The organism is Anabaenopsis arnoldii (assembly GCF_028331025.1).
In the GTDB taxonomy this organism is placed as follows: Bacteria; Cyanobacteriota; Cyanobacteriia; order Cyanobacteriales; family Nostocaceae; genus Anabaenopsis; species Anabaenopsis arnoldii.
In genome coordinates, this window is the sequence record NZ_JAQMUH010000009.1 from 20459 (window position 1) to 36934 (window position 16476).

General features: G+C 43.1%; 17 protein-coding genes. 9 read left to right on the forward strand and 8 right to left on the reverse strand.

Annotated elements, in window-relative coordinates; genetic code table 11:
* Both pstC and PN457_RS00770 read right to left on the reverse strand, forming a co-directional pair.
* A complete protein-coding gene (gene pstC, locus PN457_RS00765) occupies nucleotides 1-915 on the reverse strand; it encodes a phosphate ABC transporter permease subunit PstC (RefSeq protein WP_271730690.1) in 915 nt (304 codons plus the stop codon).
* Between the two features lie 109 nt (nucleotides 916-1024).
* Nucleotides 1025-2035, reverse strand: coding sequence for a PstS family phosphate ABC transporter substrate-binding protein (locus PN457_RS00770; protein ID WP_271730671.1), 1011 nt, complete (start codon nucleotides 2033-2035; stop codon nucleotides 1025-1027).
* A gap of 515 nt (nucleotides 2036-2550) precedes the next feature.
* On the opposite strand from PN457_RS00770, the gene PN457_RS00775 reads away from it, so the two are divergent.
* From PN457_RS00775 to PN457_RS00785, 3 genes are all read left to right on the forward strand, one after another.
* Complete coding sequence (locus PN457_RS00775; RefSeq protein ID WP_271730672.1) at nucleotides 2551-3336, forward strand: phosphate ABC transporter ATP-binding protein; 786 nt, start codon at nucleotides 2551-2553, stop codon at nucleotides 3334-3336.
* A gap of 189 nt (nucleotides 3337-3525) precedes the next feature.
* Nucleotides 3526-4557, forward strand: a complete 1032-nt coding sequence (hppD, locus tag PN457_RS00780) for a 4-hydroxyphenylpyruvate dioxygenase (RefSeq protein ID WP_271730673.1) — start codon at nucleotides 3526-3528, stop codon at nucleotides 4555-4557.
* Nucleotides 4558-4596: 39 nt separating this feature from the next.
* Nucleotides 4597-5298 (forward strand): HAD family hydrolase, encoded by a 702-nt coding sequence (locus PN457_RS00785; RefSeq protein WP_271730674.1) that lies wholly within the window; start codon nucleotides 4597-4599, stop codon nucleotides 5296-5298.
* Between the two features lie 106 nt (nucleotides 5299-5404).
* Here the strand turns inward: PN457_RS00785 and PN457_RS00790 are convergent, their stop codons facing one another.
* Nucleotides 5405-6031 (reverse strand): CPP1-like family protein, encoded by a 627-nt coding sequence (locus tag PN457_RS00790; protein WP_271730675.1) that lies wholly within the window; start codon nucleotides 6029-6031, stop codon nucleotides 5405-5407.
* A 696-nt stretch (nucleotides 6032-6727) separates the two neighbouring features.
* On the opposite strand from PN457_RS00790, the gene PN457_RS00795 reads away from it, so the two are divergent.
* A complete protein-coding gene (locus PN457_RS00795) occupies nucleotides 6728-7447 on the forward strand; it encodes a response regulator transcription factor (RefSeq protein ID WP_271730676.1) in 720 nt (239 codons plus the stop codon).
* A 364-nt stretch (nucleotides 7448-7811) separates the two neighbouring features.
* On the opposite strand, the gene PN457_RS00800 is transcribed toward PN457_RS00795, so the two are convergent.
* Entirely contained in the window at nucleotides 7812-8030 is a 219-nt protein-coding gene (locus PN457_RS00800) for a DUF2811 domain-containing protein (protein ID WP_271730677.1), read from the reverse strand.
* Between the two features lie 341 nt (nucleotides 8031-8371).
* On the opposite strand from PN457_RS00800, the gene PN457_RS00805 reads away from it, so the two are divergent.
* Nucleotides 8372-8503, forward strand: coding sequence for a hypothetical protein (locus PN457_RS00805; RefSeq protein ID WP_271730678.1), 132 nt, complete (start codon nucleotides 8372-8374; stop codon nucleotides 8501-8503).
* A 1-nt stretch (nucleotide 8504) separates the two neighbouring features.
* Here the strand turns inward: PN457_RS00805 and hisIE are convergent, their stop codons facing one another.
* A complete protein-coding gene (gene hisIE / locus PN457_RS00810) occupies nucleotides 8505-9155 on the reverse strand; it encodes a bifunctional phosphoribosyl-AMP cyclohydrolase/phosphoribosyl-ATP diphosphatase HisIE (RefSeq protein WP_271730679.1) in 651 nt (216 codons plus the stop codon).
* Nucleotides 9156-9331: 176 nt separating this feature from the next.
* Here hisIE and hemL point away from each other — a divergent pair, with 176 nt between their 5' ends.
* Nucleotides 9332-10630 (forward strand): glutamate-1-semialdehyde 2,1-aminomutase, encoded by a 1299-nt coding sequence (hemL, locus tag PN457_RS00815; RefSeq protein ID WP_271730680.1) that lies wholly within the window; start codon nucleotides 9332-9334, stop codon nucleotides 10628-10630.
* Nucleotides 10631-10759: 129 nt separating this feature from the next.
* Here the strand turns inward: hemL and PN457_RS00820 are convergent, their stop codons facing one another.
* Together PN457_RS00820 and recA are read right to left on the reverse strand one after the other, a co-directional pair.
* Nucleotides 10760-10921: a metallothionein gene (locus tag PN457_RS00820; RefSeq protein ID WP_271730681.1), complete on the reverse strand. Its 162-nt coding sequence runs from the start codon at nucleotides 10919-10921 to the stop codon at nucleotides 10760-10762.
* Nucleotides 10922-11090: 169 nt separating this feature from the next.
* Entirely contained in the window at nucleotides 11091-12164 is a 1074-nt protein-coding gene (recA, locus tag PN457_RS00825) for a recombinase RecA (protein ID WP_271730682.1), read from the reverse strand.
* A 607-nt stretch (nucleotides 12165-12771) separates the two neighbouring features.
* Here recA and PN457_RS00830 point away from each other — a divergent pair.
* The 3 genes from PN457_RS00830 to bioF all read left to right on the forward strand — a co-directional run bounded on the left by PN457_RS00830 (nucleotide 12772) and on the right by bioF (nucleotide 15409).
* On the forward strand, nucleotides 12772-13521 hold the full coding sequence (locus PN457_RS00830; RefSeq protein ID WP_271730684.1) for a sucrose-phosphate phosphatase: 750 nt from the start codon (nucleotides 12772-12774) through the stop codon (nucleotides 13519-13521).
* A complete protein-coding gene (gene ruvA, locus PN457_RS00835; RefSeq protein WP_271730686.1) occupies nucleotides 13518-14165 on the forward strand; it encodes a Holliday junction branch migration protein RuvA in 648 nt (215 codons plus the stop codon). The genes PN457_RS00830 and ruvA overlap by 4 nt, the downstream gene beginning before the upstream one ends.
* A gap of 68 nt (nucleotides 14166-14233) precedes the next feature.
* A complete protein-coding gene (gene bioF / locus PN457_RS00840) occupies nucleotides 14234-15409 on the forward strand; it encodes an 8-amino-7-oxononanoate synthase (protein WP_271730687.1) in 1176 nt (391 codons plus the stop codon).
* A 418-nt stretch (nucleotides 15410-15827) separates the two neighbouring features.
* Here bioF and PN457_RS00845 read toward each other — a convergent pair.
* A partial coding sequence (locus tag PN457_RS00845) for a tetratricopeptide repeat protein (RefSeq protein WP_271730688.1) occupies nucleotides 15828-16476 on the reverse strand: 649 nt, incomplete at its 5' end.

A 16476-nucleotide genomic window follows, 5' to 3' on the forward strand; every position in this document is an offset into this window, starting at 1 on the left:
TCAATAAATCTCCCGGTAGCGCTTACTCAGAAAATGACCAATAATGTTGAAAACCAAAGTCATCAACACCAAAGCCAGTCCCACAGCGAAGATTGTTTGGTATTCTAAGCTATTGTGGGGTAAGTCACCGAGACTGACCGATACTATGTAGGCAGTCATAGTGGCGGCTGGCTCCATGGGATTAAGGGTAAAGTTGGGTTGTCCCCCCGCGGCAATAGCTACTACCATGGTTTCCCCCGCAGCCCGGGAAACTCCTAAAATATAGGCAGCTGATATCCCTGAAATTGAGGCGGGTATGACAACTCTTAAAGCTGTTTGTAAGCGAGTAGCCCCTGTTGCATAGGAACCTTCTCGCAGATATGCCGGTACTGCACGCATGGCATCTTCACTTAAAGAACTGACATAGGGAATAATCATAATCCCTATGACTAACCCCGCACTGAGCATATTAAAACCAGGTAAGTCTGGTAAAATTTGCTGCAAGAGGGGTGTGACAAATAACAATGCAAAATAACCGTATACTACTGTTGGAATACCAGCTAGTAATTCTAAGGTTGGCTTAACGACCTCCCGGACTACAGGGGGAGCAAATTCACTCAAGTAAATAGCAATAATTGTACCTAGGGGTACTGCTACTGATAAAGCAACTAATGTAGTGACTAAAGTTCCCGAAACTAAAGGCCAAATTCCAAAATTTTTCTTTTCAAACAGGGGTGTCCACTGGGTGGAGGTGATAAATTCCCACAAAGACACCTGTTGAAAAAAAAGTGCAGATTCATAAAGTAGAACACCAATAATTGCCACCGTGGTGGCCACAGAAGACAGGGCTGCTAAAAATAACACAGCCTCAATCCCCCTTTCCCGTAAATCTCGCACTAACTTGGGAGAAAACTCAATTCCTTGGGCAATCTTCATTTTGGAAATATCTAAACAGCCGTGATGAGCAATTCCAATATCCAAAGAGAAGTACCACCAGTAAATCTCTTTGGTAAGTTGACAAAATCTTCAAAATCCAGCCCCGAAATTAGTCTTTTGCTTGACGTGCTAACACATCGGCAATTTTTACACCAACAGCTTCTTTACCACCAAATACAGTACCAAATCTCTTGGTGTTAACGTGCCTCTGGGCGGTAGTATAAGCTGAAGCAGGTAGACCAACGTATCCTACTTCTCTGCTGAGTTTGGCTCCATTTGTTAGGTAAAAATCAACAAACTGCTTGACTTCTGGCTTGTCAATGGACTTAGAACTTACGTAAATAAAAATGGGGCGAGACAATGGGTTGTATGTACCATTTTCTACTGTCTGTACTGAAGGGGCTACACCATTAATAGATACTGCTTTGAGCTTATCTGTGTTTTCTGAATAATAGGCGAAACCAAAGTAGCCCAAGGCATTTCTGTCGCGAGCAACACCCTGTACCAAGACATTATCATCTTCGCTGGCAGTAAAATCACCACGGCTAGACTTGGATTTCCCTACAATAGCTTCGGTGAAATAGTCAAAAGTACCAGAGTCAGCACCAGGTCCAAACAGCTTTAATGATGCGTTAGGGAAACCTGCTCGCACTTGATTCCAGTTATTTACCTTTCCTTGGGCTGCGGGTTCCCAGATTTTCTTCAGTTCCGCAACTGTCAGGTTATTTACCCAGTTATTTTGCCTGCTAACTACTACGGTTAAGGCATCATAGGCCACTGGTAGCTCAAGGTAGCGAATACCGGCAGCTTTACATTGGTCTATTTCTTTTTGTAAGATGGGACGGGAAGCACCAGAAATGTCTGTTTCTCCACGACAAAACTTTTTAAACCCACCACCTGTACCGGACACACCAACGGTTACTCGCACCCCTCTTTGAGCTTTTTGAAATTCTTCTGCTACGGCTTCAGTAACCGGAAAAACTGTACTAGAACCATCGATTTGCACAGTTTTGACACTTTGAGATTGCACCGCAGAAATCGAGAACCCTAGGGTGGTGGCTATCATGGAAACCAGACCCAGTGCTGTCAAGCTATGAAGCTTCAAGTTCATTTTATTCATTCCCAAACTCCTAATTTTTTGTAGATTTAGCCTTCGCCTCATCGCCTTCAAGAGACGATGCTGTGATTAGGTGAAGAACTTAGTGAATATAAAATCTATCCACTGCTAAGAAGGTTGACATAAGCAGTTCATCCTTAAGTTAATTTTTGGTTAATAAGAATTTAATATCGAGTGTTAACCGAGTATTCTTTTTTTACTTGTGATAAAATTTAGAACGTAGGCTTGACAAACTTATCATTTAATGAATATGGGAGTGAATAATAGGAATAGCCATGTCTGGGTCAAGTTATATCCAGAAATTAATCATCTTCATTGCAGTCAATTAAGTAATGCAAAAATTTATGTGCTGTCAAGTAAATTTTAATTACGTGATATATTTCGCGTAATTTTTACATTTACTAGTAGGCAATTAGGCACTACAAAAACTCCATATTGATTGCACAAATCACGAAAGATTACTAATTACTTTTCAGGTTTTGTTTAGTCAATATTTATTGCCCCAGCGTTTTTTGAGTATGAATCAACTAATTTCCGCCATTAAAGTGAAAAATCTCAGCTTTTATTACAATACTCAAAAGATATTTGAAAATGTTTCTATGGATATTTATCAGGGCAAAGTAACTGCAATTATTGGACCTAGTGGTTGTGGAAAGTCTACTTTTGTGAAATGCCTCAATCGCATGATTGAATTAGAAGGGAAAGTACGAGTTGAGGGAGGGGTAGAATTTTTTAATCAAAATATATATGAGCGTCGTGTTAACTTAACTCGGCTCCGTCGTCAAGTGAGTATAGTACTCCCTAAGCCAAATCTTTTTCCCATGAGTGTTTATGATAATGTCGCTTATGGGGTAAAAATACTGGGTTGGCATCCGAAAGCAGAATTAGACAGGATTGTAGAATCTGCCATTAAAGATGCTGATCTCTGGGAGGAAGTGAAAAATAAATTACATAAGTCGGCTTTAGACCTTTCTGGGGGTCAACAACAACGACTCTGTATTGCTCGTGCTTTGGCAGTGAAGCCACAAGTTATCCTCATGGATGAGCCTTGTTTTGCTCTTGATCCTATTGCTAGGATCAAAGTTGAGAGCTTAATCCAACGTTTGCGTTTGCGTTCAGAATTGACAATGGTCATTATTAGTCACAACTTGCAGCAGGTACAGCGCCTATCTGATTTCACTGCTTTATTTTATACTAATGAAAATCGTATTGGTGAAATGATTGAATTTGGTACCACAAATAAAATCTTTACTAATCCTCTTGATTCTCGGACTCGCGACTATATTTCTTACCACCTTAATTGAGCTATTTTACTTTGTGCAATTGCAAATGAATCAATTTATCTTGGGTTATGTCTTTCCACTCAACCTACAAATATTATAAGTGTTTAGCCGAAGAACATAATATATGATGAATGAGGAAAGAATGGATAATCTAGCAAAAAAGACAAAAATTACACATAGGTAAGCTGTTGTGCTGGATTATCAGGATTTATGAAGATCGATCACGTTCATTTCTATGTAGAAGATGCCAAAGTCTGGCGGGATTGGTTTGTAAACCACCTGGGGTTTACGGCAGTAGGTAGTCATCTTAGTTCGGTTCATACTTGTACGGAATTTGTGAGCAACGGTGTCGTTGACTTTTGGCTGTCCTCAGCGTTATTACATACAAGTCCAGTAGCGGATTTTCTACGCAAACACCCCCCCGGGGTAGCAGATGTGGCTTTTGCTGTGGAAGATGTGGCTTGTGCGATCGCACAAGCTCAAACATACGGGGCTACAGTCATTCAACCCATCCACTCACGCCGGGTTGCCGGTGTTTGGCGTCAGTGTGGCACAATTGCTGCCTGGGGTGGGTTAACTCATACGTTGATTTCAACCTCACCGGGTCATGCACAGCAAACAACAGATCATACTTTTACTGCCATAGATCATATAGTTTTGAATGTGGCAGTGGGTGAATTGGAATCCGCGGTCGCTTGGTACGAAAAAGTTCTCGATTTTCAACCCCAGCAAAGCTTTAAAATTCAAACCGAGCGTTCTGCTTTATATAGCCAAGTCATGGTTTCCCGTAATGGTAGGGTACAATTACCGATTAATGAACCAGCTTCTAGCAATTCCCAAATTCAAGAGTTTCTCGATGTTAATCGCGGATCTGGAGTTCAACACATCGCTTTGGCGACACCTAATTTGATCAGTACCATTACTCAATTGCGCGCCCGTGGTCTATCTTTACTGTCGGTTCCCCAAACCTATTATTCACAAGTCCAACAGCGTCGGGGATGTCCTCTGTCTAGGGTAGAACTTGAGGCCATTGCCGAGCAAGAAATTTTAGTGGATTGGCCAGAAGATTCCCAAGATGCAGTACTGCTACAAATCTTTACTCAGCCTATTTTTGCACAACCCACTTTTTTCTTTGAGTTTATTGAACGCCGTTATCAGGCTCAAGGTTTTGGGGAAGGTAATTTTCGGGCTTTGTTTGAGGCTATTGAAGGCGAACAAATCAAACGCGGCAGCTTGCAATAATTAATGAGATAATGTCATAAAAATTAACATTTTTTGCCAATGCTAAGATTAATTACTGACTTCGACGGCCCGATTATGGATGTCTCTGAACGGTATTACCGTGTTTATCAATTTTGTTTGGAGAAGATCCGATATCCCCAACAATCTGTACAAGAACTTTCCCGGGCAGAATTTTGGCAGCTCAAGCGATCGCGTGTCCCTGAAAAACAAATTGCTTTAAAATGTGGTTTAGATGACACCCAAGCCCAAGAATTTGCCCATTTACGGCGCAAAACCGTACACACAGACAGTTATTTTCAGTATGACAGCCTGATTCCAGGGGCTGTAGACACACTGTTAAAAATTCAACAGGCTGGAATTGATTTGGCGGTGATGACCATGCGTCGAGTCAGGGAACTAGATTATGCTCTGCAAAAATATGAATTAGGTAATTTCTTCCCAGAAAATCGCCGTTATTGCTTGAGCAACGACTATGTTAAAACTAGTGACGTTGAAGATAAACCCTTGTTGATGGAACGAGCATTAGCGGAACTGCCTCCCGCCTGTGATACTTGGATGGTTGGGGATACAGAAGCAGATATTGCGGCGGCGAAGAAATACGGTATTAAGGTGATAGCTGTGGAGTCTGGGATTCGCGATCGCACTCAATTAGAAATTTACCAGCCAGATGTAATTGTTGAGGATTTGAGAACAGCTGTCAAACTTATCCTCGAATCTAGGTTGGCAGAAATTGGGTCATAGTAACTTATCTTAAGAATATGCTAATTAACAATTCCCCCACCAAGCAGGCAGCTGGGTGGGAGATTCCTGTTTCAGCGGTCACCATGATCACTATAAATGTGTGATTTTAACGCAGAAAACTGGTAATTAGCCATAACAAGATAAATGTCAACACTGTAGAGAACTGGTCAGAGCTGATCTGTGCCAAGTTTATCTGCGGCAGGAGCCAGTTAGCAATTAGCCCACCAGCGATTAAACCGACAATTAAACCCACCAAAGTCAATAAAACTGCCCTACCAAACTTGTCTTCCTTGCGTTTGAGGAAGTAAATACTGACTCCTACACCTAAGACCAAAGCCAATTGTAAAACCTGACCGCCTGGGGATGGAGTCAACACACTCATGGAACTTAAACCCAAATACCAAGCTCCGGGTAAGAGTATATCTCTAGGCGAGGGTTGATCTCGCATTCGTTGCAGCCATGCTGGAGACTGCTGCGGAGGGTTGGGAGTTTCTTTTGCTGGGGATTGCACCCGCAATTCTGGAAACCTGATTCGTTCGGGTACCTTAATTTTACCTTCTTGGCGCATCCGGAGGCGATCCATTAGAATCGCATCGTAAGCCACTTCAATGAGTTCTATACTCTTGGCATCGCCATTGTATTGCTCCAATTGGCGATTACGAGCATCCTGAATTTCATCGAAGCTAGCATCTTCCGATACCCCAAGTTTCTCGTAGGGATTTTGATCGCTCATGGGAGTTTATACTTTCTTTAGCCTTAGTCAGGGGCAGTGTTTGAGTGTTTGGAAAAACAACTTTAGGTTTTATCTTGAGCCCAACCAACGTATGAACCCATTTCTAGACCCTACAAGGTATAGTAGCATGGGTTAGTTGGGGTAAGTGGAAATTTGTAACTACATTAACTTTAACATATTGCTCATTGCTCTTACACAGTTTCTCACCGCTTCCCTTTGGTAAATGACTTCTTTACTCTATAATTTTAAATAGAGGTGCTACCAACGCATTTTTTAGAAAAAAATTAAGTTTTATGTATCTAAATTTCGCAATTTAGAGCATCTCGGAGCAATTTTTAGTACTTAGCCTCACAATAGCTTGTGGTATGTATCCGCATATAGATTTAGAATTGAAAAGTTTTAAATCCCCACTCAATTGGGAAAGCAAACTCTACCAGGTAAAGGAACTGCTATGGCGGACATTGAGAACAACGGTCTGGTACACATGAATCTTGATAATTAGAATACAGGTATTCAAAATCCTCTTAGTTTGATTTTCCCTCAATTCTGATGACACAATTATTTTATTTTGGATAATCAGGAAATGCATTCCTTAGCTCTGTAGAGTCTTAAATAACCCCTAAAGTGGAAACTGCGTTTTTTACGCAATCCCCCCGTCTGTGTTAATCTTAGGAATTTTTGTGCAAAGTGATGGTCATGGCTCCCGCCAAGATTCTTGTAGTTGATGATGACCCTGCGGTCAGAAATTTAATCCAACGCTTTTTGATTAAGCAGACCTATCAGGTGGAGGCGGCTGAGGATGGTAAAACAGCCTTAACGCTATTTGAGCAATTTAACCCAGATTTGGTAATTTTAGATGTGAATTTGCCAGATGTCATCGGGTTTAACCTCTGCCAAGAAATGCAAAGTCGTAGCGGTGTTTTCGTTTTGATGCTGACTAGTCGCGCCGACGAAGCCGACAAAATTCGCGGCTTTTCCAAAGGTGCTGATGACTATCTCACTAAGCCATTTGGACTCGGAGAGTTAGAAGTCAGAGTAGCCGCAATTTTGAGACGCCAGCGGATTGTGACTACTGCTGAACAAAAACGTCTAGTATTTGAAAAGTTAATGATTGATCCGGCACGACGCGAAGTCGCATTCAACAACCAAGCAATACCCTTAACTGCTCTTGAATTTGACTTGTTGCATTTTTTAGCTAGCCATCCCGGTAGAGTCTGGCGACGTGCAGAACTGATTCAAGAGGTCTGGGATTATGAATATGTTGGCGACCAGAGAGTTGTGGATGTACACATTGGTCAAATTCGCAAGAAAATTGAAATCGATGCTAGTCAACCAGCACTCATTCAAACTGTACGCGGCGTTGGGTATAAGTTTGAATGTCCCACTCATTCCCCCCAGTGGGAACCTCATTCCTGAGTCCATACTATTGAGCGTTAACTCTTGATTAAGTAACTAAGTAGGTAGCTACGCATAAACTTTATTCTGTCACTCTTGCCATTACTTGCTAAGTTTTAGTGCTAATGACTAACTCGTAGATTTTCCCACCTACCTACTGAAGCTACAAATATTGAGCCGATCTAGGCCCATCCTATCCCTTCCCAGTTGTATTCAACATCCATCCATTCATGGGGCATCATAGTTGCCTTGTCCATGATCAGGCAGGAGCGACAACAACAGTACACTATTATATCGAATTTTCTCAAGATAGTTAGAAAGATTTTTGCCCAGTCACTTACCAGTACTTTAGTGTTTCTGGTTAATTGCTGCTGGGCATTTGTATTTAGCAGTTATGGAACAATGTTTCTAAATATACACGTGCAGCGCGGCGATGGCGCTCGCGCCCTCCGGGGGCATCGCTTTCGCCATTTTGCAGTAAAAACAGAGACAAAGCAGCCGTCAGGACTCTTTTTTCATCCCAATCTGGGTGGGTTTCTAAGTAATTTTTAAGGGATTCATGTAGTGATTCGGGAATTTCCGTCAAGATACTAACTGCGTTCATGAGTTTTTCCTTCTCTGAAATCAATCAAGAGAGACAAGTTGCTACATAGTTCTGTCTTCACCTGACAATCTACACCAACGTCTAAGGTGATTTTTCCTGTCAATGGTGGAACAAACTATAAAAGCCAGTCGCATCATTGTGCGCTAACAGGGGGTGGGTTTGTCAATGCTGCGAAATGTTACATCCCATGGGATATAAAACAAATGTTGACGTAATAATCAGGCTTTTGGGTCTTTTTTTGTTACTTAACTTCACAAAAACTCAGTAACATAGACATCTAGGGATTGGGATCAAACAATCCCCAGTAAAACTGTAAGTGCCTATTAATTGGTCAAACACCTGTGGAAAAGTACCAAAATACCTGTGGAAAGCCTGTGGAATTAGTGAGGAAAATTTTCGGTAATGATAAGAATTACAAAATATTGGTAATTGGGAACTCTCATCTGTCTCCGGCGGCTTTGACCAATGCCTGAGCTAGCGGCGACGTTCTTGTAACTTGCGATATACTGATTTTAAATCCACTTGATGATGAGCTAAGGCCACTAGGGTATGGTAAAGTAAATCTGCAACCTCCCCGGCGATCGCATCCTCCTCATCATCCTTAAAGGCCATCACCACCTCGGCGCTTTCCTCACCAATCTTTTTTAAGATTTTATTGTCCCCACCGGCCAATAACTTACAGGTGTAAGAAGTTTCCACTGGGTGGTCACGGCGATCGCAAATTACCTGAAATAATTGGGACAAAGTATCCCCTGGTGGTAGAGCCACTCTTCCTTCCACCTGATGAAAACAGCTACGCTCCCCAGTGTGACAAGCAATATCCCCCAACTGTTCTACCCCAAGGAGTAAGGCATCACTATCACAGTCATAACGGACGCTTTGCACCTTCTGAATATGTCCAGAAGTTGCGCCCTTATGCCATAACTCCTGGCGGGAACGACTCCAAAACCAAGTTTCCCCGGTTTCCAAAGTCTTTTGTAAAGACTCCCGACTCATCCACGCCATCATCAAAACAGTGCCATCCAAGTAATCTTGGATAATTGCCGGTACTAGACCGCGTTCATCGTAGGAAATCTGATCAACCGGGATAGAGAGGGGTAGTGAATCCGGATCATGAGAAAACATCACAATTTTAACTCTGTTCTGTGTATTTTAATGGAAAATATACAATACCATTGATATGATTGGTGGAAAAATGATTCAGCTTAAACAAAAACATTCCTATCTGGAGCAGACTGCATCTTGACAGCAGTTCAGGGTGCTTTGATGTGATAATTATTTTCAAAATTTAGGAGATAGCCTTGGTAAATACCACGATTAAAACCACAAAATCACAAGAAATCTTTGCTGCTGCTCAAAACTTGATGCCGGGAGGAGTGAGTTCTCCAGTTCGCGCCTTCAAATCTGTAGGTGGACAACCCATAGTTTTTGACCGTGTGAAAGACGCGTATATCTGGGATGTAGATGGCAACCAATATATTGATTATGTAGGTACTTGGGGGCCAGCTATATGTGGTCATGCCCATCCAGAAGTAATTGCAGCCCTCCATGAGGCCTTAGAAAAAGGTACTAGCTTCGGCGCACCCTCAGTACTAGAAAATGTACTGGCAGAAATGGTCATTGATGCGGTTCCTAGCATCGAAATGGTGAGATTTGTCAATTCCGGCACTGAAGCCTGTATGGCAGTACTGCGGCTCATGCGGGCTTTTACCAGCCGGGAGAAAATCATCAAGTTCGAGGGCTGCTACCACGGTCACGCCGATATGTTTCTAGTCAAGGCTGGTTCTGGTGTAGCCACACTGGGGTTACCCGATTCCCCCGGAGTACCCAAATCAGCCACCATGAACACCCTCACAGCGCCTTATAACGACTTAGAAGCAGTCAAAGCCTTGTTTGCAGAAAACCCCGACGAAATTGCTGGGGTGATTTTAGAGCCAGTAGTTGGCAACGCCGGGTTTATTACTCCCGATGCTGGGTTTCTAGAAGGTTTAAGAGAAATCACCAGGGATCATGGGGCATTACTGGTATTTGACGAAGTAATGACAGGGTTTCGTATTGCCTACGGTGGCGCTCAGGAGAAATTTGGTGTCACACCAGATTTAACTACATTGGGTAAGGTGATTGGTGGAGGCTTACCCGTGGGAGCCTACGGCGGTCGCCGGGACATCATGTCAATGATAGCCCCAGCAGGTCCGGTGTATCAGGCGGGAACTTTATCTGGTAATCCTTTAGCAATGACTGCTGGGATTAAGACCTTAGAACTGCTGCAAAGACCTGGTACTTATGAGTATCTAGATAAAATTACTCAGAAGTTAGCAGATGGGTTGCTGCAAATTGCTCAAGAAACTGGTCACCCTGCTTGTGGTGGTCATATTAGCGCTATGTTTGGCTTATTCTTCACCTCTGGACCAGTTCATAACTATGAAGATGCCAAAAAGTCTGATATGGCTAAATTTGGTCGCTTCCATCGCGGGATGTTAGAGCGCGGTATTTATTTAGCACCTTCTCAGTTTGAGGCTGGTTTTACCTGTTTGGCGCACAGTGAAGCAGATATTGACCAGACTTTAGCAGCTGCTAGAGAAGTGCTGTCTAGTCTTTAAACTCCGCTCGGTTTCTCAACTGACGCTATACAGACAAGCCCAAAAACAGAGTACCTAGAGGTTTTAACCCACAGTAACCCTCCCCTCATCCAGGGGAGGGGGAACAAAGCCATTGTTTAATTAACTTAATTAACAGCCGCAGCCATTATGTCCACAGCCTTTGATGGTTTTATGACCTTCAGCACAGCCCTCAGAACAATAATATTTACCCTCTTTTTTAATAGCTTCCTCAAGGGAGACTATACATAAGCAGTTGGGACAGGCGCACTTCATTTGAGTGACGGTAGTCATAGTTCTCTCCATTAGTACCGAATAATTATCTATACTACAACATCTGAGCAGATATTCAAGTATTATCTATAGGTATCGGCAAAATTAAAGTTTTACTACTCATAGCGGGCAAGAAGAAGAAAATGCCCGCACTACATCTATAATAAAAAGGCTTTGGGTGGAATGTTGATTATTCTTCCTCTAACTCATTGTCATCATCTTCTTCCTCATTAGCCTTGGACACTGAATTAGCAGAAACAACAGCCCCCATATCCAGCTTTTGACGTACCAGTTCCTTGATTTGTTGCACAAATTCCGGCTTTTCTTCGAGATACTTGATCGCATTATCTCGACCTTGGGAAATATTCTCACCGTTGTAACTGTACCAGGCTCCCTTGCGAATAATAACCCCTGTTTCTTCTGCTAAGTCCACCAGACAACCCAAGGTAGAAACTCCCTTACCAAATATAATGTCAAATTCCGCGACTCTAAACGGCGGAGCAACTTTATTTTTAGCAACTTTCACTTTGACCCGGTTACCAAATTCTTCAGTGCCTTTTTTCAAGGTTTGTATGCGGCGAATATCCAGACGTACGGAGGCATAAAATTTTAAGGCGTTACCGCCAGTGGTGGTTTCTGGGCTACCGTAGGTGATCCCAATTTTTTGCCGCAACTGGTTAATAAAAATAACTGTGCATCCAGATTTACCTATATTTCCAGTGATTTTACGTAGAGCTTGGCTCATCAGTCGTGCCTGTAAACCAACGTGGGTATCACCCATATCCCCTTCAATTTCCGCACGGGGAACTAGTGCGGCTACTGAGTCAATGACGACAATATCAACGGCGGCGGAGCGCACCAGCTGATCAACAATTTCCAAGGCCGATTCCCCAGTATCAGGCTGAGAAACTAGCAAGTTCTCAATATCTACACCCAAAGCAGCAGCATAGGTGGGGTCTAGGGCGTGTTCAGCATCAACAAAGGCGGCTATACCATCTTGTTTTTGCACTTCCGCGATCGCATGTAGTGCTACGGTAGTTTTACCGGAACTTTCTGGTCCGTAAATTTCAATTACCCGTCCTTTAGGTAAACCTCCACCCAACGCTAAATCTAAGGTGAGAGCCCCTGTAGAAATTGTCTCTACTCGCATCTGCGTAGCATCACCCAGGCGCATGATTGCTCCTTTACCGAAACTGCGCTCAATCTGGTTGAGTACTATATTTAATGCTTTTTCCTTGCCAGAATTATTGGTGTTGGTAGCCATTCTTGCCTCTAAATATACGAACTATATTGATTTCAGGTATCTGGGGATGGGAGTTTCAGTAGAACAGATATACTATTTTAACCAGAAAATTCTCTTTTACAGTTTGAAAAAACAAAGGTGTCCACATGGTAACCTGAACGACTGGAAATGAGGCTAGTAATACTACATATTTTTAGGATATATTTATAACTATATACATACTCATAGAGAACAGGAAATCATCCCATAATTGAGCGATCGCCATTTCAGTTACCTTAAGGAAATAGGGAACAGGGTGGAAACTCCCTATTTGTTTTTGTGCTCACCTCTTTGGCGGTTGCTATCAATACTCAAACTTTTCACGCCAGTTATCCCCACACTCAGTATAGGTCTGGCTACCTATGGGTGTACCCAAACAACCTATGATTAAGTACTTTTTCAGCAATTTGAGTTTTTCCGGTTAATACTCAAAGTTCTTGTAGTAACTACCAGTAGAAATATATAAGAGTCGAAATCTGGTAAATTAACTCACGAGCCATTGCCAAGAATTGATCTTTGCTGTTTGCTCATCAAGAGGAAAACCTAACCAGGGACTTTTGCAACTACTAACTTAGGGTACATCAACATCATGAAACCGTTTCTTTTCGTCACCGACTTAGATAATACCTTTGTAGGGGATGACAACGCCTTAGCAGCACTGACCCAATCACTGACCCAACATCGTCAAGAATATGGTACTAAAATAGTTTATGCCACAGGGCGATCGCCTATTCTTTACCGTGAACTCCAGCAAGAAAAAAATCTCATGACACCGGATGCTTTAATTCTGTCCGTAGGTACAGAAATTTATCTCCATGGTCAGGAGACCCCAGATCAGGGCTGGTCAGAAATCCTCTGTGCTGGGTGGGACAAAGAGCTAGTATTTAAGATTGTCAAGTCTTTTCCTGAGTTGGTGCTGCAACCAGACTCAGAACAACGGGCTTTTAAGGTCAGCTGCTTCCTTCCCGAAGAATTTGCCCCCACCATCTTACCCCAACTAGAGGCGGAGTTGGTTAATTCTCAACTAAATATTAAGTTAGTCTATAGTAGCGGCATTGACCTTGACATTTTGCCCATTAACAGTGATAAAGGTCAAGCAATGCAGTTTCTCCGTCAAAAGTGGAAATTTGCAGCACAAAGAACAGTTGTGTGTGGTGATTCAGGTAATGATATTGCATTATTCGCTGTGGGTGAAGAGAGGGGAATTATCGTCGGGAATGCGCGGGGAGAATTACTCCAGTGGTACAAAGAGTATCCCGCTGACCATCGTTATCTAGCACAAAGTGCTTGTGCCGGTGGAATTATGGAAGGATTAAAATATTTTAGGTTCTTACAATGATTAGCTATCTTAAAGGGATTGTCGCTGGGATTCAAACAGTGGGCGGGGGTCGCTTCATCTTGACTCTTGAGGTTAATGGTTTGGGGTATGATTTACAAATTCCCCACCGGCTATCACAGCAGCTACCAGATTCGGGAGCAGTGGTACAAATCTTTACCCACGTGCAAATTCGGGATGAGGTACCCTTCCTCTACGGCTTTGGTTCCCCCGCAGAACGTGACTTGTTCCGCCACTTGCTCAGTGTCAGCGGTATTGGTGTGGCTTTAGCGATCGCCCTGTTGGACACTTTGGAATTACCAGATTTAGTGCAAGCCATTATTGCTACTAATGTCCAAATGTTAATTCAAACCCCCGGTGTGGGCAAAAAGACCGCAGAACGCCTCTGTTTAGAATTGAAAGCCAAGTTAATTGAGTGGCGCAAATCAGCAGGATTTTTTGTGGCCACCGGTGGACCAGCACCAGGGATTTTAAAAGATGTGCAAATGACTCTTTTCGCCTTGGGATATACTCCCAACGAAGTTAGTCACGCTTTACACGTAGTCAGTGAAGATATTGGACTGACAAAAGATGCTTATGTGGAAGACTGGATTAAACAAGCGATCGCCCATCTAAGCAGTAGTGAGGCAATCAGTCACCAGTTATGATATAATCTTCCCACCCCCTCCCCCTGCACGGGGAGGGGAGTTAAGTAAGTTATCGGTCATCTGTATTTATGTCTCCAGACCCTTACAACTGGATAGAATCATCTTTAGCCACTATTCACAAGGCTAACTGGTATCGTTCAGTCCAAACTATCCAGGGTCGCCCCAGTGCAACTGTGCTGTTGGCGGGGGAAGAGGTGATTAATTTTGCTAGTAATGACTACTTGGGCTTGGCTGGGGATGAACGCTTGAGCCAAGCCGCCATTACTGCGGTGCAACAATGGGGGACTGGTTCCACTGGTTCCCGGTTACTCAGTGGACATAGGGAAATACACAGAGAATTAGAAACGGCGATCGCCTCTTGGAAACAAACAGAAGACGCACTATTATTCAGTTCTGGCTACCTAGCGAATTTAGGTGCGATCGCCGCTGTAGTCGGTAAACGTGATTTAATCTTATCAGACCAGTATAATCATTCCAGTCTCAAAAATGGCGCAATTCTCAGCGGTGCCGACTTCAAAGAATATCCCCACTGTGACATTACAGCCTTAAAAACCCAATTAATTCAACACCGCCACAACTACCGCCGCTGCTTGATTATCACCGATAGCGTCTTTAGTATGGATGGTGATTTATGTCCTTTACCAGAATTATTAGATATAGCAGAGCAGTTTAACTCTATGCTCCTAGTAGACGAAGCCCATAGTACTGCAGTACTAGGGAAAACCGGCGCTGGGTGCCTAGAACACTTTAACTGTACAGGGAGAAATTTAATTCAAATTGGCACATTAAGCAAAGCCCTGGGGAGTTTAGGCGGGTATGTCGCCGGAAGCGCCACCCTCATTGACTACTTACGCAATCGCGCCCCTACTTGGATTTATACCACCGCCCTTTCACCCCCAGACACCGCTGCAGCCTTAGCAGCCATTACAATAGTCCAACAAGAACCCCAACGCCTGGCGCAACTGTGGCGGAATGTAGATTATTTAAAACATTTACTATCCGCAAAATTACCACAACTGAAAATACTACCCACAGCATCGGCTATCATATGTATACAGTTACCTAGTGCAGCTGTAGCCCTGAGAGTTGGTCAACAGTTAAAAAGCCAAGGTATTTTTGCGCCCGCAATTCGTCCCCCCACTGTTCCCACCAGTCGGATCAGGATATCTCTCATGGCCAGTCATGAATTAGAACATATAGAAAAATTAGTCTCAGTTTTAATGAGAATATCCGCAGGTTTCTAACCCCCGTCTCCTGTGTAGCATCAAACGCAATTTTTCAACCCAGGGCGATCGCCTTACCATCCCCCCCACAGACACACAGATCCCCGACCTCTTCCATAACCTAGGGACTTATTGAATATTTGCGAGACAAGTCCGGGATCTTTCTTGCACCCCTCCCAGATACCGTCAGAGCGATCTGCTTGGAGCAGCGCTTCGCTATCGCCTTTAACTGCTCTCAAGATAATCAAACACATGATTTTCTAGTCAGATTTATCTGACTTTAGCTATTAGACGGGGGTTTATAACCCCCGGTTCCTCTGGGTAGCGATCGCCTTTAACATCGCCTTACCATCCCCTCCCACAGACACACAGATCCCCGACTTCTAGCTAAATTATCCTAGACTATCTGTGATGATGTGAGAAGTCGGGGATCTTGCACCTACAGTGAGTTTAAAAGCGTAATTGCATCTTGATAATCAGCGGTACGACCTTGAGTGAGGTATAATTGCGCTGCTCTTTGGAAGTTTTCCCTGGCTTTGTTGATATCTCCTAGGTCACGGTAAACAACACCGCGATTGGTGTAAGCTAGAGCATCATTAGGATTAATCCCAATAGCTTGGGTGTAATCAGCCAATGCTAAATCCCATTTCTGCTGGTTATAGTAAACACCACCGCGATTGATGTAAGCATTAGCATAATTAGGATTAATCCCAATAGCTTTGTTAAAATCAGCCAATGCTAAATCCCATTTCTGCAGGTTATGGTAAACAATACCGCGATTGTAGTAAGCTTGAGCATCATTAGGATTAATCCCAATAGCTTGGGTGTAATCAGCCAATGCTAAATCCCATTTCTGCTGGTTATAGTAAACAATACCGCGATTGTAGTAAGCTAGAGCATAATTAGGATTAATCCCAATAGCTTGGGTGAAATCAGCCAATGCTAAATCCCATTTCTGCAGCTTATAGTAAACACCACCGCGATTGGTGTAAGCTAGAGCTAAATTAGGATTAATCCCAATAGCTTGGTTATAATCAGCCAATGCTAAATCCCATTTCTGCAGGTCAGCGTAAACATTACCGCGATTG